The organism is Curtobacterium sp. MCJR17_055, assembly GCF_003224335.1.
GTDB lineage: Bacteria > Actinomycetota > Actinomycetes > Actinomycetales > Microbacteriaceae > Curtobacterium.
Genome location: NZ_QKLF01000001.1, coordinates 730,929 through 757,085, shown reverse-complemented (window position 1 = coordinate 757,085; position 26,157 = coordinate 730,929). Strand labels below are relative to the sequence as shown.

The window sequence follows — 26,157 nt, the reverse complement described above, 5'->3', positions numbered from 1 at the left end:
CCTCCAGGCCGGCGCCCGGGAACGCCGCGGCGGGGGCGGGAACGAGGAAGGGCCCCGGCGCTGACGCGACGGGGCCCTTCTGCTGGAGCGGGCAGGCTCAGCCCTTCTTGGCGAGCTCGGAGAGCGTCGCGTCGTTCTTGTAGGCCTCGACGGCGTTGTCCTTGGTGACGAGGACCGGGGTCAGCTCGACGGTGGGGACGATCTTCTTGCCGTTGTCGTTGTTCTTGTCCTTCACGGTCTCCGGCTTCTTGCCGTCGGCCAGGTCGGACACCAGGTCGATCGCGGCCTGGGCCTCGTCGGTGGTGTTCTTGTAGATGGTCGAGTACTGCGTGCCCTGCATGATGAGCGGGATCGACGCGGTCTCGGAGTCCTGACCGGTCACGACGGGGTTGTCCTTGCCGGCGGCCTTGGTCGCGGTGAGGATGGCGCGGGCCAGGGTGTCGTTCGGGGAGAGGACGCCGTCGAGCTCGGTGTCACCCGTGTAGTACTGGGCCAGGAGGTCCGTCATGCGCGACTGGGCCTTCTGCGCGAGCCAGCCCTGGGTGGCGACCTTCTGGAAGGTGGTCTGGCCCGAGGTGACCTTCAGCGTGCCGTCGTCGATCTTCGGCTGCAGGACGTCCATCGCACCGTTGAAGAACACGGTGGCGTTGGCGTCGTCCGGCGAACCGGCGAAGATCTCGACGTTGTACGGCTTGTCGCCCTTCTTCTCCTCGAGGCCCTTGAGGAGCGCCTGCGCCTGGAGCTGGCCGACCTTGAAGTTGTTGAACGCGACGTAGTAGTCGACGTTCTCGGTGTTCAGGATGTTGCGGTCCCAGGCGATGACGGTCGCACCGGCGGCCTTGGCGGCCTTCACCTGCGAGCCGAGCTGCGAACCGTCGGCGGCACCGATGATGACGGCCTTGGCACCCTTGGTGACCATGCCGGAGATCTGCGACTGCTGGTCCGGGACCGGGCTGCCGGCGTTGGCGTACTGGATGTCGGCCTTGAAGCCGGCTTCCTCGATCGACTTCTTGAACGCGGCGCCCGCGAGCACCCAGTTCTGCGAGGTCTTCGCCGGGAGGGCGACGCCGATGAGGTCGCCCTTCTTGATGGTCGAGCTGGAGCCGGAGCCCGAACCCGAGTCGGAGCCCTCCGTGTTGCCACGGGCCGAGCAGCCGCTGAGGGCGAGGCCCGCGATGAGCGCCAGGCTGACGCCGGCGACGATCTTCTTGCGCATGTGATTGCTTTCTCTTCGTTGAGGAGGTGGGGCCGGGGCCCCGCTGTGGTGGATGGGTCGTACCGGGTGTCCCGGCGGCCGGTCACCCGACCGCCGGGATCCCCGAGCTAGGGGAGGGTGACCTTCTCAGGCTGGTCCTCGATCGAGCGCGGCTGCTGCGCACCGATCGTGTTGTCCTCGGTGTCCTTGCGCTGGAACTGCCGCATCATGCCGCCGATCAGCGACGGGCGGCCCTGCGACTTCGAGTACACGTCGAAGGCGACGGCGACGAGCAGGACGAGACCGCGGATGATCTGGACGCGGTTCGACTCGAGACCCATGAGCTGCAGGCCGTTCGACAGCAGCGCCATGACGAGACCACCGATGATCGAGCCGGAGATCGTGCCGACACCACCGGCGACGGCGGCACCACCGACGAACACGGCGGCGATCGCGTCGAGCTCCCAGCCGGTGCCGTCCGCGGGGCCCGAGGCGCCCGAGTAGGCGACGAAGACCATGCCGGCGATCGCGGCGAGGACCGACATGTTCATCATGACGAAGAAGTTGACCTTCTTCGCGGAGACACCGGACAGGACCGCGGCGTTGGCGTTGCCACCGACGGCGTAGACCTGGCGGCCGAAGATCGTGTTCTTCGTGACGAAGCCGTAGACGATGGTCAGGACGCCGAGGATGATCGCGACGATCGGGACCGAGGTGCCGACCGGGCCGGCGGCGAACAGGTAGGTCGCGAAGAGCGTGACGGCGACGAGGATGCCCGTGCGGACGATCGAGACCCACAGCGGCGGGACGTCGGCGTGCATCTTCTTGCGGCGGGCACGGCCACGGGCCTCGATGATGATCAGCGCGGCGATCGTCGCGAGCCCGATGATGAGCGTGCCGTTGCTGAAACCGAAGTCGGGACCGAAGTCACCGAGGAAGCCGGCGCCGATCGGGGTGTACGCGTCCGGGACGGGGACCGAGGTGGACGAGCCGATGATCTGGTTCGCACCACGGAAGATGAGCTGACCGGCGAGCGTCACGATGAAGGCCGGGACCTTCACGAACGCCACCCAGAAGCCCTGCCACGCACCGATCAGCGCGCCGATGGCGAGCCCGAGGACGATCGCCGCCCAGACCGGGAAGTGCCAGACCGCCATGGACTGCGCCACGACGATGCCGACGACCGCCGCGACCGAACCGACCGACAGGTCGATGTGGCCGGCGATGATCACCATGACCATCCCCAGCGCGAGGATGAGGATGTAGGAGTACTGCAGGAACAGGTTGATCACGTTGGTGGGCTCGAGGATGAGCCCCTGGGTCGTGATCGAGAACAGGATGAGCAGCACGACGAGCGCGATGATCATGCCGTACTGGCCGATGCTGTTGCCCTTGCCGAAGAGCAGTTTCAGGTTGTTCATGAGACGGTGGCGCCCTTCCGCGCGGACGTCATGCTGCGCATGAGCGTTTCTGGATCGGCCTGGTCGGCCGGGAGGTCAGCGGTGATCTGCCCCTCGAAGATGGTGTAGATCCGGTCGGAGAGACCGAGGAGTTCGGGGAGCTCGGACGAGATGAGGATGATGCCCTTCCCCTCGGCCGCGAGCTGCTGGATGATCCCGTAGATCTCGAACTTCGCACCCACGTCGATGCCGCGGGTGGGTTCGTCGAGGATGAGGATGTCCGGGTCGGTGAACATCCACTTCGACAGGACGACCTTCTGCTGGTTGCCGCCGGAGAGCTTGCCGACGTTGTCCTCGACCGAGGGCACCTTCGTGCGGAGCATCTTCCGGTACTTCTCGGCGACCGAGTACTCCTCGAGGGAGTCGACGACCCCGCCCTTGGAGATCTTCTTCAGATCGGCGGCGACGGTCGAGCGCTTGACGGTGTCGAGCAGGTTGAGGCCGAGGGCCTTGCGGTCCTCCGACACGTAGCCGAGGCCGTTGTCGATGGCCTGCTGGACGTTCGTGACCTTGATCTCGCGGCCGTCCTTGATGATCTGCCCGTCGAGCCAGGTGCCGTACGAGCGACCGAACAGGCTCATCGCCAGCTCGGTGCGGCCGGCACCCATCAGGCCGGCGAAGCCGACGATCTCGCCCCGGCGGACGTGGAAGTTCGAGCCCTTGCAGACCAGGCGCGACGCGTCGAGCGGGTGCTGCACGGTCCAGTTCCGGACCTCGAAGAACGTCTCGCCGATCTTCGGCGTGCGGTCCGGGAAGCGCGACTCGAGCGACCGACCGACCATGCCTCGGATGATGCGGTCCTCGTTGACGCCGTCCGCCTTGACGTTGAGCGTCTCGATGGTCTTGCCGTCGCGGATGATCGTGATCTCGTCGGCGATCTGCTCGATCTCGTTGAGCTTGTGGCTGATGATGATGCTCGAGATGCCCTTGGCCTTCAACCCGACGATGAGGTCGAGGAGGTGCTGGGAGTCGTTCTCGTTCAGCGCGGCGGTCGGCTCGTCGAGGATGAGGAGCTTGACGTCCTTGTGCAGGGCCTTGGCGATCTCCACCAGCTGCTGCTTGCCGACACCGATGTTCTTGATCTGCGTGTCCGGGTCGTCGGCCAGGCCGACGCGGGCGAGCAGGTCCTGCGCGCGGAGCTGCGCGGCGGTCCAGTCGATGCGACCGAAGCGGCCCGGCTCGTTGCCGAGGAACAGGTTCTCCGTGATGGAGAGCTCCGGGATCAGCGCCAGCTCCTGGTGGATGATGACGATGCCGGCCTGCTCGGACTGCTTGATGTTCGAGAAGCGGACTTCCTCGCCCTCGTAGACGATCTCGCCCTCGTACGTGCCGTACGGGTACACGCCCGACAGCACCTTCATCAGCGTGGACTTGCCAGCGCCGTTCTCGCCGCAGATCGCGTGGATCTCGCCGGCTCGGACGCTCAGCGAGACGTCGGAGAGCGCCTTCACACCAGGGAACTCCTTGGTGATGGAACGCATCTCGAGGATCGTCTCGGGAGCGGTGATCGAACGGGTCTCGAGCCCGCTCTCGATCGGGTCGTGACCCTGTGGGGTTGACGCCACGGTGCATCTCCTTCTGCCGCTGCGATGCGGCAGTCCTTCGGTGGAACAGCTGCGGCATCCGAAGGGCACGAGGGTGCGTGCGGACTTCGTTGTCGCGTCCGGTGTCCCCCGTGTGACGGGCCATGTGAACGGTCACATCGAGGAACGGAGGTAATCCTACGCACAGGCTCGCCCGGGCTGTCAATTCGGACGGGTCGCGATTCGGTAACGCTGCGGGCACTTCCGCGCGCAGTGGCTCGCACGCCCCTCGGGCTGGGGACAGACCGACCGGTTCAGCGGTGGCGCGGAGCCCCGGTCGATCCACGGACGACGAGTTGCGGGACGATGTCGATCGGGCGCAGCAGGTCGTCCCCGCTCGGCAGCAGGATGTCCACGCTCCGGCGCCCGAGCTCGGCGAAGTCCACCTGCACGGTGGTCAGCGGTGGCCAGAAGTGCTTCGCCTCCGGGATGTCGTCGTACCCGACCACGGACAGGTCGCCGGGGACGTCGAGCCCGTAGGAGCGGGCGGCGTGCATGACGCCGAGCGCCATCGCGTCGTTCGAGCAGAACACCGCCGTGCAGTCCCGGTAGCGGAGCAGTTCCCGCCCGGCGTGGTAGCCGAAGTCCGCCGTCCAGTCGCCGAGGACCGGGGGCTGCACCGGCTTGTCCCGGTCGGACATCTCGCGCAGGAACCCCTGCATCCGGGCGTCCGCTTCGATCCAGTCCTGCGGGCCGGCGATGTGTCGCACGTACTCGTGACCGAGGTCGAGCAGGTGCGCGGTCGCCAGCCGGGCGCCCTCCATCTGGTCGACCCAGAGGGCTGTCGGGTCCTCGCCGACGCTCGAGCGCATCGTCACGTACGGGGTGCGCACGCCGAGCTCCTCGATGAGGTCGAACACCCGCTGTTGCGGAGCGATGACGACGATGCCCTCGACGTCCTGGTCGAGCAGGTGACCGAGCCCGTCGCGCACCGCCGCATCGGTCGGTTCCGCGATGTTGGCGGTCGTGACGGAGTACCCGCGCAGGACCGCGGCGTCCTCGATGGCCTGCAGGGTCACGGTCGGCCCGTAGTGGGCGCGCTGCGCGGTGAGGACACCGATCGTCCGCGTCCTGCTCGTCACGAGGGCGCGGGCGGCGCGGTTCGGCCGGTACTGCAGCTCCTCCATGGCGGCGCGGACCCGGTCACGGGTCTCGGCACGGATCGCGTCCGAGTTGTTCAGCACCCGCGACACGGTCTGGTGCGAGACGCCCGCGACCCGCGCGACGTCACGGATGCTGGGGGACCGCGGCTGCTCTGCCCGCGTGGTCGCCATTGCTGCTCTCTCCCGCTCGGGCCCGCAGCACGCCCATGTGCACGTTCACATCCCGAGCCAGATCATTATGCACGGCGCGCGGATGCACACCGACTGAAGGCAGGGGAGACCCCGGACGGGAGGCGCGGCGCACCGCCGTCACGGAGCCGACGGCGCCGCCGTCGGGACCGGTGCGTCAGCTGCCGGGGAAGGGCCTCCCGGCAGCGGACCGGGCGCGTCGCGCCCGCCGACGCGCTACCGACCGGCGAGTGCGTCGAGCGGCAGCTCGGCGAGCTGCCACCCGAGCCACGGGCTGAACGCGAAGGGCGCGGCGGTGACGGCCTGGCGGAGCTTCTCCTCCGACAGCCACACCCACTCGGACACCTCGTCGTCCGCGGGCTGCGGATCGGCGTCGGCCACGGCACGGAACACCGGGCAGACCTCGTTCTCCACGATGCCGGAGGCGTCGACTGCGCGGTAGCGGAAGTCCGGCAGGACCAGCTCGACGCTGTGCACGGAGAGCCCGAGCTCGCGGTCGGCCCGCCGGGCGATCGCGTCCTCGAACGACTCGTCCGGGCCGGGGTGCCCGCAGAACGAGTTCGTCCACACGCCGGGCCACGTCTTCTTGGCGAGGGCGCGACGGGTCACGAGGACGTCCCCGGCCGCGTTCTGCACGTGGCAGCTGAACGCGAGGTGGAGGGGCGTGTGGTCTGTGTGCACCGTGAACTTGTCGGCGGTACCGATCGGGGTACGGTCTTCGTCGAGCAGGACAACGGTTTCCGGGAAAAGGCTCATCTGCCTCGATAGATTAGGCCAATGACCGAGGAAGCGGCCACCGTGGCGCACATCGACCTCGCGCTGGTGGATGCGTGCCTGGAGCACTTCTTCACGGCGTCGAGCGCCCGGGCCGCGGCCTTCGGCCGGCCGTCCGAGGAACTCTGGCGCGTCCTCCGCAAGGCGAGCATGGGCGGGAAGCGCTTCCGGCCGCGCATGGTGCTCACCTCGTACACCGCCCTCGGGGGTGACGACGAGCACGCGGGCGCACACGTCGCCGCCGCGTACGAGCTGCTGCACACCGCGCTCGTCGTGCACGACGACGTCATCGACCGCGACTGGTCCCGCCGCGGCCGTCCGAACGTGGCCGGGTCCTTCCGCGACACCGCGACGACCGGTGGGCTGCCGCTGCCGACCGCCGAGCACCGTGGGACGAGCGCGGCCGTCATCGCGGGCGACCTCGCGCTCGCCGCCGCCCCGCGCTTCATCGAGGCCAGCGGCGTCACCGGGGAGCGCCGGTCCCGACTGCTCGACCTGTTCGACGACGCCGTCTTCGCCAGTGCCGCCGGCGAGATGGCCGATGTCGACCTCGCGCTCGGGGTCATGCCGACCGTGGCCGAGGTGCTCCAGATGGAACGCGCCAAGACGAGCGTGTACAGCTTCGAGGCGCCGCTGCAGTCCGGCGCCGTGCTCGCCGGGGCGCCCGAGGCAGTGGTGGCCTCGCTCGGCGCCTTCGGCCGCGAGATCGGCATCGCCTACCAGATCGTCGACGACCTGCTCGGGGTCTTCGGCAACGAGGGCGCGACCGGCAAGACCGCGATCGGTGACCTCCGCGAGGGCAAGCGCACCATGCTCATCGCCTACGCGGCGACGACCGACTGCTGGCCGGACCTCGCGCCCTACCTCGGCGACCCGGACCTCACCGAGGAGCGGGCCGCCGGTCTCCGCGCCCTCCTCGTCGAGTGCGGTGCGCGTGACGCGGCCCTCGACCACATCCGCGAGCACACCGCCCTGGCCCGCGCCGAGCTGGCCGCGCTGCCCGACGAACTCGGCGCCCGGCTCGAGGGACTCGTCACCGAACTCGTGGAGCGCGTCCGGTGACGTCGAGCACCACCCCCGACCGCCTGCCGCTCTACGACGCCACCGCCGAGGCCGCCTCGAGCGTGGTCATCAGCCGGTACTCGACGTCGTTCGGCCTCGCCAGCCGACTGCTGACGAAGGACACCCGCGAGCACATCCGGAACGTCTACGCGCTGGTCCGCGTCGCAGATGAGGTCGTGGACGGCCCCGCGACCGAGGCGGGACTCGACCCCGAGCTCGCCCGCACGGTCCTCGACGAGCTCGAGACCGACACCGAGCGTGCGATGGCCCTCGGCTTCTCGGTGAACCCCGTCGTGCACGCCTTCGCCCGGAGCGCCCGGACGACCGGCTTCGGCCCCGAGCTCACGCGCCCGTTCTTCGCGTCGATGCGGATGGACCTCAACCAGACCGAGCACGACCAGGCGTCCTTCGACACCTACGTCTACGGATCGGCCGAGGTCGTCGGCCTGATGTGCCTCCGCGCCTTCGTGTACCGCGCCGGACGACCGACCTTCGACGACGCCGTGCTCGTCGACGGGGCCCGGGCCCTCGGGGCCGCGTTCCAGAAGGTCAACTTCCTCCGCGACCTGCACGCGGACTTCGAGGTGCTCGGCCGCTCGTACTTCCCCGGCGTCGACGTCCGCAGCTTCGACGAGGCCACGAAGGACCGGCTCGTCGCCGACGTCCAGGCCGACCTCGACCGCGCCGCCCGCACCGTGCCGCTCCTGCCGAAGGACGCCCGCCCCGCGGTCGCCCTCGCGCACGCCCTGTTCCAGGAGCTCAACGACCGCATCGCCGCGACCCCGGCAGCGCGGCTCATCACCTCCCGCGTCCGCGTCCCGAACCCCGTCAAGGCCCGCCTCGCCGCGCGGGTCCTCGCCCGGCGGGGCACGCTGTCCGCCCGGAGCGCGCCACCCGCCACCGCACCACACGCCACGACACAGACTGGAGGCTCGTCTTGAGCCCGACCCCTGCCTCCCGTCCGACGACCGGACCGAGCACCGGACGGGCCGTGCCGGTCCGACGGGCCGTCGTCATCGGCGGCGGGATCAGCGGCCTGGCCGCCGCCGCCCTGCTCGCCCGGGACGGTTTCGCCGTGACCGTCCTCGAACAGCGCACCCAGCTCGGCGGTCGTGCCGGCTCCTGGGAGCAGGACGGCTTCCGGTTCGACACCGGCCCGAGCTGGTACCTCATGCCCGAGGTGTTCGACCACTTCTTCCGGCTGCTCGGCACGAGTGCCGACGAGCAGCTCGACCTCCAGGTGCTGGACCCCGGGTACCGCGTCTACACCGAGGGGCACGACGAGCCGATCGACCTGCGGGCCTCGCGCGAGGAGAACATCGCGCTGTTCGAGTCGATCGAGCCGGGTGCCGGCGCGAGGATGGCCAAGTACCTCGACTCCGCCGCCGACACGTACGACATGGCCGTGCGCCGGTTCCTGTACGGGACGTTCCAGGACCTCACGAAGCTCGCCGCCCCCGACGTCCTGAAGCGGCTGGGGAAGCTCGCCCGCCTGCTCGTCCAGCCGCTGTCCTCGTTCGCGTCCACGGCCGTCAAGGACCACCGGCTGTGGCAGATCCTCGGGTACCCGGCGGTGTTCCTCGGTACGAGCCCGTACTCGGCGCCGAGCATGTACCACCTGATGAGCCACCTCGACCTCGCCGACGGGGTGCTCTACCCGAAGGGCGGCATCAGCGCGCTCATCTCCGCCGTCGAGAGGGTGGCGCGCGCCGAGGGTGCGACGATCACCACCGGCGCTGCCGTGTCCCGCATCGTCGTCGACGGTGACCAGGCCACCGGCGTCGCCTGGCGCGACCAGGACGGCACGGAGCACGTCGAGCACGCCGACCTCGTCGTCAGCGCGGCGGACCTCCGGCACACCGAGATGGAACTGCTCGAGCAGGAGCACCGCACGTACGACGCCTCGCACTGGCAGAAGCGCGACCCCGGTCCCTCGGCCGTCCTCGTCTACCTCGGCGTCGAGGGCGAGGTCCCCGGCCTGCTGCACCACACGCTCGTGTTCACCGAGGACTGGAAGGCCAACTTCGGTGCGATCTTCGGGAAGGACCGGCACGTCCCGGACCCCGCCTCGATCTACGTCTGTGCGCCCTCGCTCACCGACGACTCGGTCGCGCCGGAGGGGCAGACCAACCTGTTCGTCCTCGTGCCGCTGCCCGCCGACGTCTCCATCGGCAAGGGCGGCATCGACGGAGCCGGCGACGCCCAGGTCGAGGCCATCGCCGACCGCGCGATCGACGTCATCGCCGAGCGCTCCGGCGTCCCTGACCTGCGCGACCGGATCCTGGTGCGCCGGACGATCGGCCCGCAGGACTTCGCCGACGACCTCAACGCCTGGAACGGCTCGATGCTCGGCCCGGCCCACACCCTGACGCAGAGTGCGTTCTTCCGCGAGAAGAACGCATCCACGAAGGTCGGCGGGCTCTACTACGTCGGCGCCTCGACGATCCCGGGCATCGGCCTGCCGATGTGCCTCATCAGCGCCGAGGTCCTGCTCAAGCGGATCCACGGGGACACCTCGACCGAACCGTTGCCGACCCCGCTCCCGCGGTCGGCCGACGCACCGCCGCTCCGGACGACGGGCTGATGCCGGGGCTGTACCTGGCCGGCCTGCTCGTCTCGATCGCCGGGGTCGCGGTGCTCGACGCCCGCCACCGGCTGTTCTTCTGGCGTGCGCCGCTCCGGGCCGCCGTGGTCATGCTCATCGGGCTCGCGTTCTTCATGGTCTGGGACGTCGTCGGCGTGCACCTCGGGATCTTCTTCATCGGCACGACGCCGGTGCTGACGGGCGTGCTCCTCGCCCCGGACGTGCCGCTCGAGGAGTTCTTCTTCCTGGTCCTGCTGTGCTGGACGACGATGGACCTGTTCGGAGCCGTGCGCCCGGTCGCCGAGCGCCTCTGTCGGCGACGGGCTGCACAGGGCACCGGCACGGTCCCCGACGTCCGGGGCGGAGGCCCGGTGTGACCGGGTCGGGGACGTACGCCCTGCTCGCGGTCCCGTTCCTCGGGGTGGCGGTGCTGACCGCGATCGCCGCCGGCGTCGTGTCGGCGCGCCGGAGCCGCGGCACGGTCGGGGCCGAGCGCAGCCGGCGGTCCACCGTCCTCGGCGGCGTCGTCACCGGCGTCGTCCTGGTCGTCATGACGTGTGTGTTCAACAACGTCATCGTCGGGCTCGGCGTCGTCGCGTACGACCGGGCGCTCGTCCTCGGCGCCCGCGTCGGGCTCTTCCCCGTGGAGGACCTCGCCTACGCGATCGGGGCGGTCCTGCTGCTGCCGAGCTGCTGGGTCCTGCTCGACCGACCGGTACGGTCGGAACGCCCGTCCCAGCCGTCCCGTTCCCCCGAGGAGGCCCCATGACCGTGCCCCGCGCCTCCAGACCGTCCACCCTCCGAGCCCTGTTCGTCTCGTCGCGACCGATCAGCTGGGTGAACACCGCCTACCCGTTCGGCGCCGCCTACCTGCTCGGCAGCGGGGTCGGCGTCGAGGGTGGCGGCGGCTTCTCGCTGCTCGCGTTCGTCGTCGGGGTCGTGTACTTCCTCGTGCCGTACAACCTGGCGATGTACGGCATCAACGACGTGTTCGACTACGAGTCCGACCTGCGAAACCCGCGCAAGGGCGGGGTCGAGGGAGCGCTGCTGGACCGGAGTGTGCACCGCGCGACCCTGTGGGCCGTCGCGGTCACGAACGTGCCGTTCCTCGTCGCGCTCGTGCTGCTCGGCGCGGCCAGCGGGAACGGGCCGTGGTCGTGGCTCGTGCTCGCGGTCAGCGTGTTCGCCGTGATCGCGTACTCCGCACCGGGACTGCGCTTCAAGGAGCGCCCGTTCCTCGACTCGATCACCTCGTCCACGCACTTCATGTCCCCGGCGGTCTACGGACTCGCGCTCGCCGGACCCGAGTGGACCGGACAGCTCGTCGCGGTGTGCATCGCGTTCTTCCTGTGGGGGATCGCCTCGCACGCGTTCGGTGCCGTGCAGGACGTGCTCGCCGACCGCGCCGGGGGGATCGGCTCCGTGGCGACCGTCATCGGCGCGCGCGCGACCGTCCGCCTCGCGTTCGTGATGTACCTGGTGGCCGGGGTGGCGCTGCTGTTCTCGGCGTTCCCCGGGCCGATCGCGGCGGTCGTCGTCGTGCCGTACGCGCTCAACGTGCTGCGGTGGTGGAACGTCACCGACGCCGAGGCCGAGTCGGCGAACGCGGGGTGGAAGCGGTTCCTCTGGCTCAACTACCTCGCGGGGGCCGTCGTGACCCTGGCCCTGATCGGGTACGCCTTCACGCACTGACCCCGCGGGTCAGGCCGCGCCGGCCACCCGCCGCGCCTGCTCCACAGCCGCGCGGACGCCTCGGGACCACGACGGGCCGTGGCCGGGCAGCACGTGCCGGGCCTCGGTGTCGACGAGCAGGTCGAGCGACGCCACCGCGGTGTCGACGTCCGCCGTCGCCGCCGGGGCGACGATCCGCGGACCGATGCCGCCCGTGTAGGGGTCGAGCGTGACGAGGGCGTCGCCGACGATGACGGCGTCCCGGTCGGCGAAGTGCAGCGCGACGTGTCCGTCCGTGTGACCGGGCGTCTCGATGATCCAGGGGTTCCCCGGGGTCTCGGCGCGGGACTCCATGAGCTCGACCTCGTCGATGCCGTCGACCGTCGCAGCACCCGCCAGCAGCATCCGTCCGAGGGGCCGCAGTCCGCCCGGGTGCGTCAGCACGAAGCCGAACCGGTTCACCGCCGGCCGGTACGAGTACGGGTGCGCAGCGAGGTCCCGGTCGCCCGGGTGGACGTACACGGGGGTGCCCCAGTCGCGGTGCATCCGGGCGGCCGTGCCGACGTGGTCGAAGTGCCCGTGCGTGAGCAGCAGGGCCTCCACCTGGTCGGGGGCGTACCCGAGGTCGTGCACGGCGAGCTGCAGGTGCGGCCAGACCGCGGGCAGCCCGGCGTCGACGACGAGCAGTCGGTCCCCGGTCTCGACCAGGTAGGTGTTGGTGTGTGCGAGCTCGAGGCGGTGGATGCCCTCTGCGACGTCCCGGAACAGCATGACGGGGACGGTAGGCCCACGCCGCTGGACGCGTTGCCGGGAGCAGCGCCGGGGATGGGCGGCAGCGCCCGGTGCGCTGCCCGGACCTCCACCGGAGCGCGTCCCGCGAGTGCGCTCGGTCCGGAGCGTGTACTCAGGATGCATGCCCAACGACTCCCTCCCCGAGCTCGAGCTCGCGAACGTGCGCACCCGGGAGCGGATCACCGAGACGGTGGACCGCATCCGGCAGAAGGCGGACGTGCCCGCGCGCACGCGCCTGGCCGTCGCGAAGACCAAGCAGCGCTGGCGCCACGACCCGACGCCCCTCGTCGCGGTCGCGATGACCGCAGCGGCCGGTGTCGCGGCGATCGTCGTGGGCGTCCGGATCGGGAACACCCCCGCCGGTCGCCTCGCCGCGCTCCGCGAGCCCGCCCCCGTGCCGGTGTTCAAGCCGGTGAAGGTCGGCAAGGACGGCAAGTCGAAGGGCGTCCCCGTCTTCGCACGCAAGGACCCGACGGGCAACCCGGTGTACCAGGAGCGCGAAGCCGCCGAGAAGCGTCGGAAGAAGGACGCGAAGCGGGCGGGGAAGTCGATCAAGCGGATGAAGAAGGCGGCGAAGGGCTGACCATGGCGAAGGAAGCACAGAAGCCGGCGGCGAACGACCCCCGCAAGCCGGATTCACCCACTGACCTCAAGAAGCCGACGGTCACGTACACGCTGAAGAAGACCCTCCGCGAGTTCACCGCCGACCAGTGCACCGACCTCGCGGCGGGCCTCACGTACTACTCCGTCCTCGCGCTCTTCCCGGGTCTGCTGGCGGTCGTGTCCATCCTCGGTCTGTTCGGAGACCCGTCGAAGACCATCGACACCCTGCTGCAGATCATCGGCAACGTCGGGTCGAAGGACGTCGCTGACCTCCTCCGCGACCCGGTCGAGGGTCTCGTCCGCTCGCCCGCCGCTCCCGTCACGTTCATCGTCGGTATCCTCGGTGCGCTCTGGTCGGCCTCCGGCTACGTCGGCGCGTTCGGCCGCGCGATGAACCGCATCTACAACGTGCGTGAGGGTCGCCCGATCTGGAAGCTCCGTCCGACCATGCTCGGCGTCACCGTGACCACGGTCGTCCTGCTCGTCATCGGGCTGCTCACCCTCGTGTCCGCCCCGCTCGCCCGCAGCTTCGGGGACGTCATCGGCCTCGGCGACGTGGCGGTGACCGTACTGTCGATCGTGCAGTGGCCGATCCTGCTCGTCATCGCGATCGTCATCGTCGCGGTGCTCTACTACTGGTCGCCGAACGTCAAGCAGCCGAAGTTCACCTGGGTCGGCGGCGGGTCGATCCTCGCGCTGCTGATCTGGATCATCGCGAGCGTCGGCTTCGGGTTCTACGTCGGGAACTTCTCGAACTACAACGCCACGTACGGCTCGCTCGGTGGTGTGATCGTCTTCCTCCTCTGGATCTGGATCACGAACAACGCACTGCTCTTCGGTGCGGAGTTCGACGCCGAGATCGAGCGCGGCCGCGAGCTGCAGGCCGGCATCAAGGCGGAGGAGGACATCCAGCTCCCCGAGCGCGACACCCGCCAGACCGACAAGCAGGACGAGAAGCGCGCCGAGGACATCATGCAGGGCATCCGCATCCGGCAGAGCGCCGGCGAGACCAAGGACGAGTGAGCACGGCGCGCGAGCGCGTCCTGTCCGGGAGGCTCGGTGACGGTTCCGTAGGCTTGCCTGCGTGACCGACACCGAGCCTCCCGTCTCCGTCCCCACCGCCGCGAACGACCGTCCGGTCGCGCTCGTCACCGGAGCGACCCGCGGCATCGGCCGTGCGATCGCGGCCGACCTGGGCCGGACGCACCACGTGCTCGTCGGCGGACGCGACGCCGACGCGGTCGCCGCCGTCGTCGCGGAGCTGCCGAGCGCGGAGCCCTTCGTCGGGGACCTGGGCGCCGGGGACCTGCCGGCCGTGCCGAGCTGGATCGACGTCCTCGTGCACTCCGCCGGCGTCGAGCAGGGCACCCGCATCGCGGACACCCCGCGGGACACCTGGGAGGCCGTCTTCGCCACGAACGTCTTCGCGGTCGCGGAACTGACCCGCGTGGCGATGCCCGGCCTCCGTGCCGCCCGCGGTCTCGTCGTGACGATCAACAGCGGCGCCGGCTTCACGGCCGGTCCGGGCGGTGGGGTCTACGCGGCGTCGAAGTTCGCGCTCCGGGCCTTCACGGACGCCCTGCGCGAGGAGGAACGCGCGAACGGCGTGCGGGTGTCGAGCGTGCACCCGGGCCGCACCGACTCGGACATGCAGCGGGCCCTCACCGAGAAGCTCGGCGAGGAGTACGACACCGACTACTACCTCGCGCCGGAGGACGTCGCCGACGCGGTCCGCACCGTGGTCGACCTGCCGGAGCGTGGCACGGTCGAGATGCTGTCGATCCGGCCGTCGCGGCGACGCTGAGGGCGCTGAGCGCGCTGCCACGCCGGGCCTCGGTCACGGGCGTCCCTCGACGCCGCGTGGCCGAGGCCAGCCCGCCCGGTCCGCCGGTCGAGCCTCAGCCGAGTTCGATCCGCGACGTCAGCCCGAGTCCCCCGAGGAACTGCTCGTCGTGACTCACCACGACGAGCGCACCGCGGAACGACCGGAGGGCCGCGACGAGCTGGTCGACGCTCGACAGGTCGAGGTCGTTCGTCGGCTCGTCGAGCACGAGCAGGTGCGGCGGCGGATCCGCGAGGACGAGACCGGCCAGTGCGACCCGGAAGCGCTCCCCGCCGGACAACGATCCCGCCGGCCGGTCGACGGTGTCCCCGCGGACGAGCAGCCGCGCGAGCCGGTTCCGCAGCTCCGGCACCGGGACGGCCGGCGCTGCGCGTCGCACGTTCTCGAGGACCGTCGCGTCGTCGTCGAGGGTGTCCTTCTGCTGCGGGAGGTACCCGACCCGGTCGGTGTGGGCGACCGCGCCGGTGTCGGGGAGCGGGTGTTCCCGTGCCGTCGGGAGCCCGACGAGCTGTTCCAACAGGGTCGTCTTGCCGACGCCGTTGTCGCCGACGAGGGCGAGGCGCTCGGGTCCCCGCACGACCGCGTCCCGACCGCGCACGGTGATCGTCGCGATCTGCCGCGACGCGGCCACGCCGGGGTCGGGCAACTCGACGTGCAGTGTCTCGTCCTGTCGGACGCGGCGGCCGGCCTCCCGTACCGTCGCGGACGCCACCGCCTCGGCCGACGCGTGTCCGGACCGGAGCCGCCCGGCGGTCGCCTCGGCCTGCTTCCGCCGCTCGTTCGCCAGGATCTTCGGCATGGACGTGGCGGAAGCAGCCCCTGCCTTCGCACGTCGCGCGATGGAGGTCTCGGCCTCGATCCGCTGCCGCTTCTCGGCACGGTACCGCTGCTCGGCGACCCGGACCTCCCGTTCGACGGCGGCCTGCTGCACGGCGAGGTGCTCCTCGTACGCCGAGAACGTGCCGCCGAACACGGTCAGAGCGCCGTCGCGGAGCTCGACGACCTCGTCGACGTGCTCCAGGAGTTCCCGGTCGTGGCTCACGACGACGAGTGTGCCGCGCCAGTCGTCGATCAGCGCGAGCAGGGCCGCCCGCGCTCGGCGGTCGAGGTTGTTCGTCGGCTCGTCGAGGAACGCGATCGGACGCGCGCGGAGACGGATCCCCGCGACCGCGACGAGCACCGCCTGACCGCCCGACAGCGTCCCGACGGGGCGGCCGAGGTCGGCAGCGCCGAGAGTTGCTCGCGGACCGAGGTCGAGGGCAGCCAAGGCCGCTCCGGCCCGGTCCTCGACGTCCCAGTCGTCGCCGACCACCTCGAAGTCGTCCGGCGTCGCGTTCCCGGCGAGGACGGCACGGAGCGCCGTGACCTGCGCACCGACCCCGAGCAGGTCCGCGACGGTCCGCGGAGGGCCGGGACGGGCCTCCAGACCGGACCGCACGGCGGTGCCTGCTCCGGACGGGAGGTGCGGTGCGGCTCCGGCGAGCCGCTGCGGCAGGTGGTCCACGGCCCCCGTCGTCTCGACGGAACCGGCGGTGGGGACGAGCTGACCGGTGACGAGGCGGACGAGGGTCGACTTGCCGGCCCCGTTCCGGCCGACCAGACCGGTGCGGCCGCGACCGAACGCGGCGGTGATGCGGTCGAGCGCGACGGTGCCGTCGGGCCACGCGAAGGAGACGTCGTGCAGGACGACGGACGGACTGATGGGCATGCGGATGCCTCCGGAGGTCGTGCGGGCGCACGACACCGTCAGCCGCTCGGGCGGCGGTCCCACCGGTGGGCGGGCGAGGTCACGGTGTCAGCGCAGGGACAGCTGCTGCTGCGGCGCAGTGCCGGTGATCTCGCGCAATGTCGCACCGTCTCCGTCGGGGATCCCCGTGGCCGTCACCCGTGCCGTCGGCCGGTCGTCCCGCACCGCGACCCCGGAGCGATGACGGGGTACGACTCACCGTACGACCGTGCAGTCGCCGCGCGCAAGATGTCCGGCATGGCTGACGACGAGAAGCAGACGCGGGACGACTTCCACGACGCGGTGAACATGACCGCGTCCCAGCTCGAGAAGTGGCTGGACACCGACGAGTCGAAGTCCGTCGGGCAGAAGAAGGACGGCGCGACCGAGTCCACCGGGCACGAGTCCGGTCGGCACATCGTGGCGATCCTGCAGAAGAAGCAGGGTGACCTCACCGACGAGGACTACGCACACATGCGCAAGGTCGTCGGGTACGTCGCCCGGCACTCGGAGCAGCGGCCCTCGGGCGACGTCACCGACACCAAGTGGCGCTACTCGCTCATGAACTGGGGCAACGACCCGCTGAAGTAGGCGACGGCTCAAGTAGCGTGGCGGTCATGCCGGACAACCTGCTCCCGACCCCCTCGACCAACCCCGAGACCCTGCTGCCCGCCGAACCCGAGGTGGACGCGCTCCTCCGGTCGAACGCGCCCGTCTCCTCGGTCGTGGTGTCGCACCCGTCGTCGAGCCTGGCGTGGGCGCTGCTCGCCGACGAGGCGTGGGAGCGCGGCGCCACGCTCGAGTCCTACGCGTACGCCCGGGTCGGCTACCACCGCGGGCTGGACGCGCTCCGGAAGGCCGGGTGGCGCGGTGCCGGGCCAGTGCCGTGGTCGCACGAGCCGAACCGGGGCGTCCTGCGGTCCCTGTTCGCCCTGCGCCGCGCGGCCGAGGCGATCGACGAACCCGGCGAGCCCGAGCGCCTGACGCAGTTCCTCGACGGTGCGGACCCCGCGGCCGCCGAGGCCATCGCGCGCGGCTGAGCCGCGGCGCGCGCCGGCTGTGCCCAACAGGAACCCGTCCGAACCGGGGGATCCCCTGGTTCGGACGGGTTCCTGTTGTGCCGGTGCAGCCGCCGCCGTGCAGCTGCCGCCGCGGCCCTACGCCAGCAGCACGCTCCAGCTCCGGGCGCTCGGCCAGAGCTGGTGCTCGGGCAGGACGTCGAGGCCGCACGCCCGGCTCCCGAGGCCGTGCTGCGCGTCGTCGAGGTACAGGTACAGCGCGTCCGGCGTCGGCAACTCGTGCGGGTGCCCGGCACGCCCGACCTGCTGCGCGGTCCACGGCGTCAGGGTGAACCCGGCGCGGTGCCCCGACGCCGGGTCCGGCACGGTCGACACCGTGAACGGACCGACCGTCAGCGTCCGCAGCTCCGGACGGTGCCCGGTCTCCTGCGGCATCGAGTAGCGCGTCGTCATCGCGGACACGGGCGCCTCGAAACGTCCGACGCGCGCGGCGTGCGAGGAGTCCGCGTACGACTCGTCCGGGCCGGTACCGAACCACGAGACCGTCCCGTCCAGCAGCGCGGCGGGCAGGTCGATGCGGACCCCGACCCGCGGCCAGGTCACGTCCCACCCACCGAACGGCACCGCGTCGGTCCGCAGGAGCAGCCCGGCGTCGGTCAGCGTCCAGCGGTGCGTGACCTCGACGCCGGCCCCGCTGTTCGCCGCCGCGACGCGGACGCGCTGCACGAGGCCGTCGTCGGTCCGCTCGACCGCGACGAGCCGGTGCGTCAGGCGGTCGAGCCCACGGGCCTCCCACCGGGACGCAGAGGAGGGCGCATCCGGATCGCCGACCCCGCCGGTGAGCACCGGGTCCGCCGTCTCGTAGCCGCCCTGGGACGCGCCACGGTCGTTGTCCGTCGGCGCACGCCACAGTTCGAGGCGTGGGCCGGCGACCGCGTGCCCCTTGAGGGAGGCGAGGTCGCCACGGGCGGTGAAGGTCGCCTCCCCGAGACGGTCGCCGTCCCAGCCCGACCTGGGTCCACGGGAGCCGGTCCCGGCGCGCTGCGGAGCGGCGTCGACCACCCGGGCGGGCGCGCTCGCCACGAGCGTCTGGGTGCGTGCCACGACGTGGCCGGTGTCCGCCCACGCCGTCGGTCCGGCGAGCTCCGCCACGACCTCGAACCACAGCTCGTCGCCGGGGGCGAGCGCCGCCGCGGCGAGCACCTCCGCCGGGACCGGCACCGTGGCGGACCCCCGCGCGGCGACGACACCGGGGGCGAGTCTCCCGGACGCCTCGACGACGCCGTTCCGCGACAGCGTCCAGACGAACCGCAGGCCCGCGGTGGACGCGGAGTGGTACCGGTTCTCGATGAGCACGGTGCCGCCGCCCGCGGCCGTCCCACCGCCGAAGGGTGAGACGGAGAGGCGCACCGGCGCGACCACGGCCGCGAACTCGGCGAGGCCGGGCGTCGGGGTGTCGTCCGGCAACACGAGGCCGTCCATCACGAAGTTGCCGTCGTGCACGACCTCGTGGTGGTCGCCGCCGTAGGCGTAGTACGGGGTGCCGTCGGCGGTGTGGGCGAGGAGGCCGTGGTCACGCCACTCCCACACGAAGCCGCCGTGCAGTCGCGGGTACCGGTCGACCAGAGCCTCGTACTCGGCGATCTGGCCGGGGCCGTTGCCCATCGCGTGCACGTACTCGCAGTGCAGGAACGGCTTCGAGCGCTGCCGGGCGGCCTCGGCGGGACCGCACCCGAGCAGGGGCGTGGCCGCACCGCCGCCGATCGACTCGGTCTCCTGCAGCGTCGGGTACATCCGCGAGTAGACGTCGGTGTACTCGCCCGTGTAGTCGCCCTCGTAGTGCACGGGGCGTTCGGTGTCGCGGGCGTGCACCCACTGCGCCATCGCGGCGAGGTTGCGTCCCGTGCCGGACTCGTTGCCGAGCGACCACATCACGATCGACGCGTGGTTCTTGTCCCGCTCGACGGTCCGCGCGATGCGGTCGAGGTAGGCGTCCTCCCACGCGGGGTCGTCCGACGGGTTGCCCTGCCAGCCGAGGGCCTCGAACCCGTGCGTCTCGAGGTCGCACTCCAGGACCACCCAGAACCCGAGCTCGTCGGCGAGGTCGAGCACGCGCGGGTGCGGCGGGTAGTGCGACGTCCGGATCGCGTTGACGTTGCTGCGCTTCATGAGCGCCATGTCCGCGCGGGCGTGCGCCTCGTCGAACACCCGCCCGCGCTCGGGGTGCGTCTCGTGCCGGTTCACGCCGTGGAAGACGACCCGCTCGCCGTTGACGAGGAAGCGGTCGCCGACGATCTGCACGGTGCGGAAGCCGAGCCGGAGCGCGACCGTCTCACCCGCGGCCGACATCGTGGCGTCGTACAGGCGGGGGACCTCGGCGCTCCACGGCTCGACGCCCTCGACGGTCACCGGTGCGACGTCCTCGGCGGAGGCCCAGGTGACGTCCACGCCGAGCTCGGGCACCCGGAAGCGCACCGGGAAGGTGGCCTCGATGCTCGGCACCGTGATCGTGCCGGTGCCCGTCGCGGGACGGCCGGACGCTGCGGTCCCGGCGCTCGCTCCGTCGCCGGGGACGGCGGACCAGGCGGCGCGCACGAACACGTCGTCGATCGGTGCGACCGGACGGGCGAGCAGGGTGACGTCCCGGAAGATGCCGGGGAGCCACCACTGGTCCTGGTCCTCCAGGTACGAGGCCGCCGACCACTGGTGCACGCGCACCCGGAGTTCGTTGTCCCCGGGTACGAGCAGCTCGGTGACGTCGAACTCGGTCGCGAGCCGGGACCCGGTCGACCACCCGACCTCCTGCCCGTTCAGCCACACCCGGAAGTGCGACTCGACACCGTCGAAGCGGAGCAGCACCCGCGCGGCACCGTCGAAGGAGCCCGGCACGGTGAAGGTCCGGCGGTGGTCACCGGTCGGGTTCTCGTCCGGCGGGTGCGGGGCGTCGATCGGGAAGGGGTACTGGACGTTCGTGTAGCTCGGCGCCCCGTGGCCGTGCAGGACCCAGTGCGAGGGCACCGGGAGCGTGCCCCAGCCGTCCGGGTCCTCGAAGGCGGGGGCGTCGGCGACGGGCGACCAGCGGAAGTCCCACTCCCCGGCGAGCGACAGGCACGGAGCGTCCGTGTGCAGCCAGGCGCGCGGCGCCAGTCGTGTCGCCGAGCCCGGCGTCGTCGCGTGCAGGTCGTCGAGTGCGGCGTCGGTCAACGTCGACCAGTCCTTCCGTGGTGCCCCGCGCTCGGGGCGCTCGGGACGGGTGTGGCGATCAGCGGGGCCGGGACGGCGACCGTGCCGTCGTCCCGGCGCGTCGTCGATCGGGTGCAGCGTCAAGCCAACCACAGGACCCGACGTCCACCTGGGATCGGGGTCAGGTGCCGTCGCGGAGCGTGGGACCCCCACGAGAGGAGCAACGATGAGCGAACGCGGGAACACCACCCACAACCCGGAGCTCGACGACCAGCTGGCGCACGAGGCGCAGAGCATCGTCCAGGGACACGGCAGCAACGCCCACGTCGAGGAGTTCCGCCAGTCCGAGCCGGTACCGGACGACACCGACGACGCCGAGACCGTCCAGGCCTCGGGCTACGACGGCGACCTCGAGGGCGCACTCGTCGACGACTCGACGGACGTCGACACCGCCGACGACCCGGACGGGGTCGCCGCCGAACAGCCGGACGGCAGCGGTGACGGTGCCGACGCGACGGTCTACTCGACGTCCTCGGCGGCCGACCCGGACGCGTCGGCCGACGTCACGTCGTCGAACGCCTCGGCGGCCGACGGTGCGAGCGACACCGACGACCTGCCGACCACGGACGAGGAGGCCTGAGCATGCCCGTCACCGCGAACGAGGCCACCGACGAAGGACGCTCGCTCGGCACCCGGCTCGCCACCGGCGGCACGTGGACCTGGGCGTACGTCGACGCCTCCGGGGACCGCGAGGACCCGCAGCACCTCGCCGCCCTGCAGCGCCGGAAGGCCGAGGACGCCCTCCGCGCCGCGGGTGCCGACGCGGACGTCATCGACACCGTGATGGCCGAGCTCGAGGAGACGCCCGGGGTCCCCGCGCCGGTCAGCCGCTACGTCCTGGTGCACGACGGCAAGCTCGTGCTCAGTGACCTGCTGCCCGGGCACATGCACGGACCCGAGTCCGTCGGCCACGGCGCCGTGCCCGACCTCGTGCCGCTCCTGGCGCACCGCCCGCTCGACGTCCCGTTCCTCGTCGTCGAGGTCGGCCGTGGTGGCGGTGGCTACCGCGCCTACCGGCTCGGGCACGTCGACCACCCCGACCAGCGCGAGGAGCAGGAGGTCGAGGGCCGTACCGACACGCTCCACAAGTTCCAGGGCGGCGGCTGGTCGCACCTGCGCTGGCAGCACCACACCGAGGAACTCTGGCGACAGAACGAGTCCGAGGTGGCCGCCGCCGTGCAGGACGCCGTCGACCGGCTGGCACCACGGCTGATCGTCGTCGCCGGGGACATCCGGGCGCGGCAGCTCCTCGTCGCCGAGCTGTCGAAGACGAAGGCGACCGCACCCCTGCTCTCCGAGGTGCCGATCGACCCGCGGGCGTCCGACGCGTCGGAGGACGGTGTCCGCGAGCACGTCGACATCGCGCTCGCCCGCGTCGTCGCCCAGCGGCGGCACGACGTCGAGGATCTCCTCCGCACACACGAGGGACGCGGTGACGGCGAGGTCGCGGCGGGGCTCGGCCCGGTCGTCGAGGCGCTGCAGCAGGCGCAGCCGTCGGTCGTCGTCCTCGACCCCGTCGGGTTCGCCGACCGCACGGTCCTGGCCCTCGACGCCGCGCCCTGGATCGCGACCGCCCCGGAGCAGGCGCTCGGTGCAGCGGTGCTCGGACCCGTCCCGGCGGCGGTCGGGCTCGTCCGCGCCGCACTGCTCACCGACGCCGAGGTCGTGTACGCCAACGCCGCGGCGCTGCCCGGCGGCGGCCCGACCGCCGCGCTGCTGCGCTGGCGCACCGGACCGGAGGTCCCCGGGGCCTGACCGGCCGACGACGGACGGGAGGCTCGTGGCGGCGCCACCACGAGCCTCCCGTCCGTCCACCATCCCGACACGCGACCGGCGCGGAGGTCAGTCGTGCGAGCGGTCCGCCCGCGGGACGAGCGGCAGGGCCAGCACCGGCAGCGCCGCCACCAGCAGGAACGACCCCGCGAACCCGACCAGTCCGACCAGGGCGCCGATGCCCGGGCCGACGGCGCTCGCCGCGATGAACTGCCCGGTGTTCTGCGCGCCGAGGGCCCGGCCCGACCACCGCGGGCCGGCGGCCTCCGCGACCGACGTGTACGCGAGCCCGTTGTCGGCCACCGTGACGCTCGTCGCCACCACGAGGACGACCGCGGCGGCCGGCAGGTGCGCCACGTCGACGAGCGCGAGGACCGCCATCACCGCCGCCGCCGAGACGGCCACGACGCGCAACGGGCCGACGCGGGAGCCGACGCGGTCGCTCCACACCCCGACCAGGATCCGACCGACCGCCCCGACGAACTGGGACGCGCCGACCAGGAGGCCCGCGGCAGCCGTCGACCACCCGAGCGTCACGAGCCACACCAGGCCGTACGTGGACAGCGTGAACTGCGGCACGACGAGCAGGACCGACACCGCGTGGATGCGCCAGAGGAACCCCGTCGACCGGTAGGGGTTCTCGGCGGCAGGGCCGGCGGCTGCCGCAGGCGGGCGAGGCGGATCGACGATCCCGAGCGCGCCGGCCACCGCGAGGACCGCGCACAGCACCACCGGCAGGACGAGGGCCGCCCGGATGCCGGACGTCTCGGCGAGCGTCGGCACCGTGACGGCCGCCAGCGTCACACCGAGCGGCTGCGACATCTGCCGGATCCCCATCGCGAGACCGCGCCGTTCCTTCGGGAACCAGCCGACGACCACCCGCCCGCTCGCCGCGTTCGTCGACGCGCTCGTCATGCCGGCCAGGAGGAACGCCACCCCGAGCAGCACCGCGTCGTGGTCGGCGATCCACGCCCCGGCGACCGCGAGGGTGGTGAGGACGAGGCCGCCCGCGATGACGATGCGCTCGCCGATGCGGTCGGTGACCGCGCCCCAGGCGATGAGCGTGAGGACCATGCCCGCGGTGGGGGCGGCGGCCAGCAGACCGGCCTGCGTGAGGGACAGCCCCTGGGCGTGCAGGTGCGGGATGAGGAGTGCTGGCGCGGTCACGACGAGCGTGCCGGCGGCCTGCGCGGCGACCCCGAGCCCGAGCATCGTCCACGCTCGGGCGGGGGTGCGGGTCACGTGGCCTCCGTCTCGGCTGGTGTACCGGAACGGTATACCAACGGGGACGACGCCACTACGCTGGGTGCCCGTGACCGAACCGACCGACGCCGCACCCGTGTCGCAGACGGCCCAGCTCTACGACAACCTCCGCGCCGCGATCCTGACGCTCGACATCGCACCGGGGGAGCGGATCTCGGAGCGCGGCCTCGAAGCGCGCTTCCACGCCTCGCGCACCCCGGTCCGGGCGGCGCTGTCGCGGCTCGAGCGTGAGGGGCTCATCCTGCACGAGGGCCGCTCGTGGACGGTCACGCCGATCGACCTCGGCGAGATCGCCTCGCTCGCCGAACTCCGCGGGGTGCTCGAGCCCGCCGCGGCCCGGCTCGCCGTCGCCCGCGCCCAGCCGGACGCCCTCGACGCCGTCCGAGCGCACCTCGACGCCCTCCGCCCGACGCCGGACCAGCAGGCCGGCATCCGGATGGGCTCGACGTTCCACCTCGACCTCGCGGCCCTCGGCGGCAACCGGTTCATCACCGACGCCGTCGCGGACGCCCTGACCCGGCTCGAGCGAACCCGGTGGATCGAGGTCCGGACGCCGGAGACGCGCGACGCCGCGTGGCAGGAGCACAGCGACATCCTCGACGCGGTGCAGAGCGGCGACGCGGACCGTGCGGCGGAGCTCGTGGCGGCGCACGTGGCCGGCACGAACGACCGCCTGCTCGGGTTCATCGCCCAGGAGGGACGACGCCTCCGTGGTGCCGGCATGGCGATCGTCGGTGCGCCGGAGCGGGCGGGCGTCGACGCGGGAGCCGGCCGGGCCTGACGCGGCCCGCACCGGCGGCCGCGGTCACTCGACGAGCGGGTGCTCCTCCGTCCCGTCGAGCTGCGCGGTCACCCACGTCAGGTGCGGATCGGCGTCGTGGTCGAGGAGGGCCTCCCGCACCTCGGCCTCGTCGCTGGAGAGCCGGTGCGCGTCCCTGCGCCCGGACGGTGTCGACTGTGACATCTGCTCGTCCCTTCTCCGGATGGTCGGGCCAGTGTCGTCCTGCCCGCGTCCGTCCGCAAGACCCTCCGGGCGCGTCCGGAGGAACACGGGCTGCCTAGGATGGTCGGCGTCGTCGGGCGGCTCGCCCACGGCTCCGATCGCGAGGGAGGACCGGCGTGGGCCCGCAGCGCAGCGCACCTCCCACGGTCTACGACGTCGCCTCCGCGGCCGGGGTGTCGATCGCGACGGTCTCCCGGGTCCTCCGCACCCCCGACGCGGTCCGCGAGGGCACGCGCGACCGGGTGCAGGCGGCGATCCGGACGCTCGGGTACGTGCCGTCGGGGAACGCCCGCGCGCTGGCCGGTCGCCGGACCGGGGTGGTGGGCCTCCTGCTGCCCGGGTTCGACGTCGTCCCGGACGAGCGGCCGGACGTGGTCACCGACGGCGGCGTGCGCGTGGTCGACGACCGGCGGCACGTGATCCAGCCGACGCCGTCGAACCTGTACTTCGACGAGGTGCTCCGCGGCGCCGAGACCGAGGCCTGGCAGCGCGGTCTGGCACTCATGGTCGCGGCCGGTCGAGGGCCGTCCCGCGACGTCGTCGTGAACGACGTCGCCGGCCGGGTGGACGGACTGGCGGTCCTCGCGCAGACGGTCCCGGACGAGTTGCTCGAGCACGTGGCGCGCCGGATCCCGGTCGTCGTGTTGGCGGACGACCGGCGCTCGCGGGGCTTCGACTCGATCAGCGTCGACAACGCGGCCGGCATGCGGACCCTCGGCGCCCACGTCATCGGGCGTCTCGGCATCCGGTCGATCGCGTACGTGGCCGGGCCGGTCGACTCGCCGGACGACCAGGAGCGGACGGCCGGGTTCCGCCGCGCGCTCGAGGACCACGGACTCGACCAGCACGCGGTGCGCACCGTGCACGGGGACTTCGGACGCGCCCGGGCCCGCGAACTCGCCCGGGCCCTGCTCGACGAGCAGGTGCCGCGGGCGATCGTGTGCTCGAACGACCAGTCGGCGCTCGGGGTGCTCGACGCCGTGCTCGCACGCGGTCTCCGGGTGCCTGACGACGTGGTCGTGACGGGCTTCGACGGGATCGACGCCGGACGCTTCTCGTCCCCACGCCTGACGACCGTGCACCAGCCGATGGGTGAACTCGGCCGGGCCGCGGTCCGGGCGATCGTCGACCGGCTGGACTCCCGTGAGGGTCCGCCACGGTCCGTCCGGCTGCCGGTCGAGGTGCTCCTGCGCGAGAGCTGCCCGCCGTCGCTCTGACCGTCGGCCCCGGTCCGGAGCGTGACACCCTGCGCAACAACGTCCACACTTGCA

Annotated in this window: 25 protein-coding genes; 15 read left to right on the top strand and 10 right to left on the bottom strand. The window is 72.0% G+C overall.

Going from position 1 to position 26,157, the window contains the following annotated elements:
• Positions 1 to 97: 97 nt before the first annotated feature.
• From DEJ16_RS03485 to idi, 5 genes are all read right to left on the bottom strand, one after another.
• The gene (locus DEJ16_RS03485; RefSeq protein WP_110823273.1) at positions 98 to 1,216 is read right to left on the bottom strand and encodes a sugar-binding protein; all 1,119 of its coding nucleotides are present in this window, start codon (positions 1,214 to 1,216) and stop codon (positions 98 to 100) included.
• A 107-nt stretch (positions 1,217 to 1,323) separates the two neighbouring features.
• On the bottom strand, positions 1,324 to 2,616 hold the full coding sequence (mmsB, locus tag DEJ16_RS03480; RefSeq protein WP_110823275.1) for a multiple monosaccharide ABC transporter permease: 1,293 nt from the start codon (positions 2,614 to 2,616) through the stop codon (positions 1,324 to 1,326).
• Complete coding sequence (mmsA, locus tag DEJ16_RS03475; RefSeq protein ID WP_181419447.1) at positions 2,613 to 4,136, bottom strand: multiple monosaccharide ABC transporter ATP-binding protein; 1,524 nt, start codon at positions 4,134 to 4,136, stop codon at positions 2,613 to 2,615. Before mmsA ends, mmsB begins: the two co-directional genes overlap by 4 nt.
• Positions 4,137 to 4,492: 356 nt before the next feature.
• Entirely contained in the window at positions 4,493 to 5,512 is a 1,020-nt protein-coding gene (locus DEJ16_RS03470; RefSeq protein ID WP_110823277.1) for a LacI family DNA-binding transcriptional regulator, read from the bottom strand.
• A 234-nt stretch (positions 5,513 to 5,746) separates the two neighbouring features.
• A complete protein-coding gene (gene idi / locus DEJ16_RS03465; RefSeq protein ID WP_110823279.1) occupies positions 5,747 to 6,286 on the bottom strand; it encodes an isopentenyl-diphosphate Delta-isomerase in 540 nt (179 codons plus the stop codon).
• 21 nt (positions 6,287 to 6,307) lie between these two features.
• Here idi and DEJ16_RS03460 point away from each other — a divergent pair, with 21 nt between their 5' ends.
• From DEJ16_RS03460 to DEJ16_RS03435, 6 genes are read left to right on the top strand one after another with little or no spacing between them, the layout of a single operon-like run.
• Positions 6,308 to 7,366, top strand: a complete 1,059-nt coding sequence (locus DEJ16_RS03460; protein ID WP_110823282.1) for a polyprenyl synthetase family protein — start codon at positions 6,308 to 6,310, stop codon at positions 7,364 to 7,366.
• On the top strand, positions 7,363 to 8,307 hold the full coding sequence (locus tag DEJ16_RS03455) for a phytoene/squalene synthase family protein (RefSeq protein WP_110823284.1): 945 nt from the start codon (positions 7,363 to 7,365) through the stop codon (positions 8,305 to 8,307). Before DEJ16_RS03460 ends, DEJ16_RS03455 begins: the two co-directional genes overlap by 4 nt.
• Positions 8,304 to 9,950 (top strand): phytoene desaturase family protein, encoded by a 1,647-nt coding sequence (gene crtI / locus DEJ16_RS03450; protein WP_258365790.1) that lies wholly within the window; start codon positions 8,304 to 8,306, stop codon positions 9,948 to 9,950. Before DEJ16_RS03455 ends, crtI begins: the two co-directional genes overlap by 4 nt.
• A complete protein-coding gene (locus DEJ16_RS03445; RefSeq protein ID WP_110823288.1) occupies positions 9,950 to 10,327 on the top strand; it encodes a lycopene cyclase domain-containing protein in 378 nt (125 codons plus the stop codon). Before crtI ends, DEJ16_RS03445 begins: the two co-directional genes overlap by 1 nt.
• Positions 10,324 to 10,719 carry a lycopene cyclase domain-containing protein gene (locus DEJ16_RS03440; RefSeq protein WP_110823290.1) on the top strand — a complete coding sequence of 132 codons (396 nt, stop codon included), beginning with the start codon at positions 10,324 to 10,326 and terminating at the stop codon, positions 10,717 to 10,719. Before DEJ16_RS03445 ends, DEJ16_RS03440 begins: the two co-directional genes overlap by 4 nt.
• Positions 10,716 to 11,642, top strand: coding sequence for a prenyltransferase (locus tag DEJ16_RS03435; RefSeq protein WP_110823292.1), 927 nt, complete (start codon positions 10,716 to 10,718; stop codon positions 11,640 to 11,642). Before DEJ16_RS03440 ends, DEJ16_RS03435 begins: the two co-directional genes overlap by 4 nt.
• A 9-nt stretch (positions 11,643 to 11,651) precedes the next feature.
• Here DEJ16_RS03435 and DEJ16_RS03430 read toward each other — a convergent pair whose 3' ends face one another.
• Positions 11,652 to 12,392, bottom strand: a complete 741-nt coding sequence (locus tag DEJ16_RS03430) for an MBL fold metallo-hydrolase (RefSeq protein ID WP_181419438.1) — start codon at positions 12,390 to 12,392, stop codon at positions 11,652 to 11,654.
• 142 nt (positions 12,393 to 12,534) lie between these two features.
• On the opposite strand from DEJ16_RS03430, the gene DEJ16_RS03425 reads away from it, so the two are divergent.
• The 3 genes from DEJ16_RS03425 (at position 12,535) to DEJ16_RS03415 (ending at position 14,820) form a co-directional block, all read left to right on the top strand.
• On the top strand, positions 12,535 to 12,996 hold the full coding sequence (locus tag DEJ16_RS03425; RefSeq protein ID WP_110823294.1) for a hypothetical protein: 462 nt from the start codon (positions 12,535 to 12,537) through the stop codon (positions 12,994 to 12,996).
• Positions 12,997 to 12,998: 2 nt separating this feature from the next.
• On the top strand, positions 12,999 to 14,039 hold the full coding sequence (locus DEJ16_RS03420; RefSeq protein WP_110823296.1) for a YihY/virulence factor BrkB family protein: 1,041 nt from the start codon (positions 12,999 to 13,001) through the stop codon (positions 14,037 to 14,039).
• Positions 14,040 to 14,100: 61 nt separating this feature from the next.
• Positions 14,101 to 14,820, top strand: a complete 720-nt coding sequence (locus DEJ16_RS03415; RefSeq protein WP_110823297.1) for an SDR family oxidoreductase — start codon at positions 14,101 to 14,103, stop codon at positions 14,818 to 14,820.
• Positions 14,821 to 14,914: 94 nt separating this feature from the next.
• On the opposite strand, the gene DEJ16_RS03410 is transcribed toward DEJ16_RS03415, so the two are convergent.
• On the bottom strand, positions 14,915 to 16,567 hold the full coding sequence (locus DEJ16_RS03410) for an ABC-F family ATP-binding cassette domain-containing protein (protein ID WP_110823299.1): 1,653 nt from the start codon (positions 16,565 to 16,567) through the stop codon (positions 14,915 to 14,917).
• Between the two features lie 276 nt (positions 16,568 to 16,843).
• Here DEJ16_RS03410 and DEJ16_RS03405 point away from each other — a divergent pair, with 276 nt between their 5' ends.
• Positions 16,844 to 17,176, top strand: a complete 333-nt coding sequence (locus DEJ16_RS03405) for a DUF3140 domain-containing protein (RefSeq protein WP_110823940.1) — start codon at positions 16,844 to 16,846, stop codon at positions 17,174 to 17,176.
• A 26-nt stretch (positions 17,177 to 17,202) separates the two neighbouring features.
• Positions 17,203 to 17,625: a DUF3151 domain-containing protein gene (locus tag DEJ16_RS03400; RefSeq protein WP_110823941.1), complete on the top strand. Its 423-nt coding sequence runs from the start codon at positions 17,203 to 17,205 to the stop codon at positions 17,623 to 17,625.
• 117 nt (positions 17,626 to 17,742) lie between these two features.
• Here the strand turns inward: DEJ16_RS03400 and DEJ16_RS03395 are convergent, their stop codons facing one another.
• A complete protein-coding gene (locus tag DEJ16_RS03395) occupies positions 17,743 to 20,808 on the bottom strand; it encodes a glycoside hydrolase family 2 TIM barrel-domain containing protein (protein ID WP_110823301.1) in 3,066 nt (1,021 codons plus the stop codon).
• A gap of 205 nt (positions 20,809 to 21,013) precedes the next feature.
• On the opposite strand from DEJ16_RS03395, the gene DEJ16_RS03390 reads away from it, so the two are divergent.
• Together DEJ16_RS03390 and DEJ16_RS03385 are read left to right on the top strand one after the other, a co-directional pair.
• Positions 21,014 to 21,427, top strand: a complete 414-nt coding sequence (locus DEJ16_RS03390) for a hypothetical protein (protein WP_110823303.1) — start codon at positions 21,014 to 21,016, stop codon at positions 21,425 to 21,427.
• 2 nt (positions 21,428 to 21,429) lie between these two features.
• Positions 21,430 to 22,602, top strand: a complete 1,173-nt coding sequence (locus DEJ16_RS03385) for a Vms1/Ankzf1 family peptidyl-tRNA hydrolase (RefSeq protein ID WP_110823305.1) — start codon at positions 21,430 to 21,432, stop codon at positions 22,600 to 22,602.
• A gap of 87 nt (positions 22,603 to 22,689) precedes the next feature.
• Here the strand turns inward: DEJ16_RS03385 and DEJ16_RS03380 are convergent, their stop codons facing one another.
• Positions 22,690 to 23,832: an MFS transporter gene (locus DEJ16_RS03380; protein ID WP_110823942.1), complete on the bottom strand. Its 1,143-nt coding sequence runs from the start codon at positions 23,830 to 23,832 to the stop codon at positions 22,690 to 22,692.
• A 100-nt stretch (positions 23,833 to 23,932) separates the two neighbouring features.
• Between DEJ16_RS03380 and DEJ16_RS03375 the strand changes: the two genes are divergently transcribed.
• Complete coding sequence (locus DEJ16_RS03375) at positions 23,933 to 24,664, top strand: GntR family transcriptional regulator (RefSeq protein WP_110823307.1); 732 nt, start codon at positions 23,933 to 23,935, stop codon at positions 24,662 to 24,664.
• A 24-nt stretch (positions 24,665 to 24,688) separates the two neighbouring features.
• Here DEJ16_RS03375 and DEJ16_RS15680 read toward each other — a convergent pair whose 3' ends face one another.
• Entirely contained in the window at positions 24,689 to 24,847 is a 159-nt protein-coding gene (locus tag DEJ16_RS15680) for a hypothetical protein (protein WP_181419437.1), read from the bottom strand.
• 155 nt (positions 24,848 to 25,002) lie between these two features.
• Here DEJ16_RS15680 and DEJ16_RS03365 point away from each other — a divergent pair, with 155 nt between their 5' ends.
• Positions 25,003 to 26,103 (top strand): LacI family DNA-binding transcriptional regulator, encoded by a 1,101-nt coding sequence (locus tag DEJ16_RS03365; RefSeq protein WP_110823311.1) that lies wholly within the window; start codon positions 25,003 to 25,005, stop codon positions 26,101 to 26,103.
• Positions 26,104 to 26,157 lie beyond the last annotated feature (54 nt).

Coding starts and splice junctions, on each gene's coding strand:
- DEJ16_RS03435 (WP_110823292.1), top strand. CDS start 10,716: ATGACCGTGCCCCGCGCCTCCAGACCGTCCACCCTCCGAGCCCTGTTC.
- DEJ16_RS03400 (WP_110823941.1), top strand. CDS start 17,203: ATGCCGGACAACCTGCTCCCGACCCCCTCGACCAACCCCGAGACCCTG.
- DEJ16_RS03390 (WP_110823303.1), top strand. CDS start 21,014: ATGAGCGAACGCGGGAACACCACCCACAACCCGGAGCTCGACGACCAG.
- DEJ16_RS03385 (WP_110823305.1), top strand. CDS start 21,430: ATGCCCGTCACCGCGAACGAGGCCACCGACGAAGGACGCTCGCTCGGC.
- DEJ16_RS03445 (WP_110823288.1), top strand. CDS start 9,950: ATGCCGGGGCTGTACCTGGCCGGCCTGCTCGTCTCGATCGCCGGGGTC.
- mmsA (WP_181419447.1), bottom strand. CDS start 4,136: ATGCGTTCCATCACCAAGGAGTTCCCTGGTGTGAAGGCGCTCTCCGAC.
- DEJ16_RS03485 (WP_110823273.1), bottom strand. CDS start 1,216: ATGCGCAAGAAGATCGTCGCCGGCGTCAGCCTGGCGCTCATCGCGGGC.
- DEJ16_RS03460 (WP_110823282.1), top strand. CDS start 6,308: ATGACCGAGGAAGCGGCCACCGTGGCGCACATCGACCTCGCGCTGGTG.
- DEJ16_RS03420 (WP_110823296.1), top strand. CDS start 12,999: ATGGCGAAGGAAGCACAGAAGCCGGCGGCGAACGACCCCCGCAAGCCG.
- DEJ16_RS03430 (WP_181419438.1), bottom strand. CDS start 12,392: ATGCTGTTCCGGGACGTCGCAGAGGGCATCCACCGCCTCGAGCTCGCA.
- DEJ16_RS03380 (WP_110823942.1), bottom strand. CDS start 23,832: ATGCTCGGGCTCGGGGTCGCCGCGCAGGCCGCCGGCACGCTCGTCGTG.
- DEJ16_RS03405 (WP_110823940.1), top strand. CDS start 16,844: ATGGCTGACGACGAGAAGCAGACGCGGGACGACTTCCACGACGCGGTG.
- DEJ16_RS03410 (WP_110823299.1), bottom strand. CDS start 16,567: ATGCCCATCAGTCCGTCCGTCGTCCTGCACGACGTCTCCTTCGCGTGG.
- DEJ16_RS03470 (WP_110823277.1), bottom strand. CDS start 5,512: ATGGCGACCACGCGGGCAGAGCAGCCGCGGTCCCCCAGCATCCGTGAC.
- idi (WP_110823279.1), bottom strand. CDS start 6,286: ATGAGCCTTTTCCCGGAAACCGTTGTCCTGCTCGACGAAGACCGTACC.
- DEJ16_RS03425 (WP_110823294.1), top strand. CDS start 12,535: ATGCCCAACGACTCCCTCCCCGAGCTCGAGCTCGCGAACGTGCGCACC.
- mmsB (WP_110823275.1), bottom strand. CDS start 2,616: ATGAACAACCTGAAACTGCTCTTCGGCAAGGGCAACAGCATCGGCCAG.
- DEJ16_RS15680 (WP_181419437.1), bottom strand. CDS start 24,847: ATGTCACAGTCGACACCGTCCGGGCGCAGGGACGCGCACCGGCTCTCC.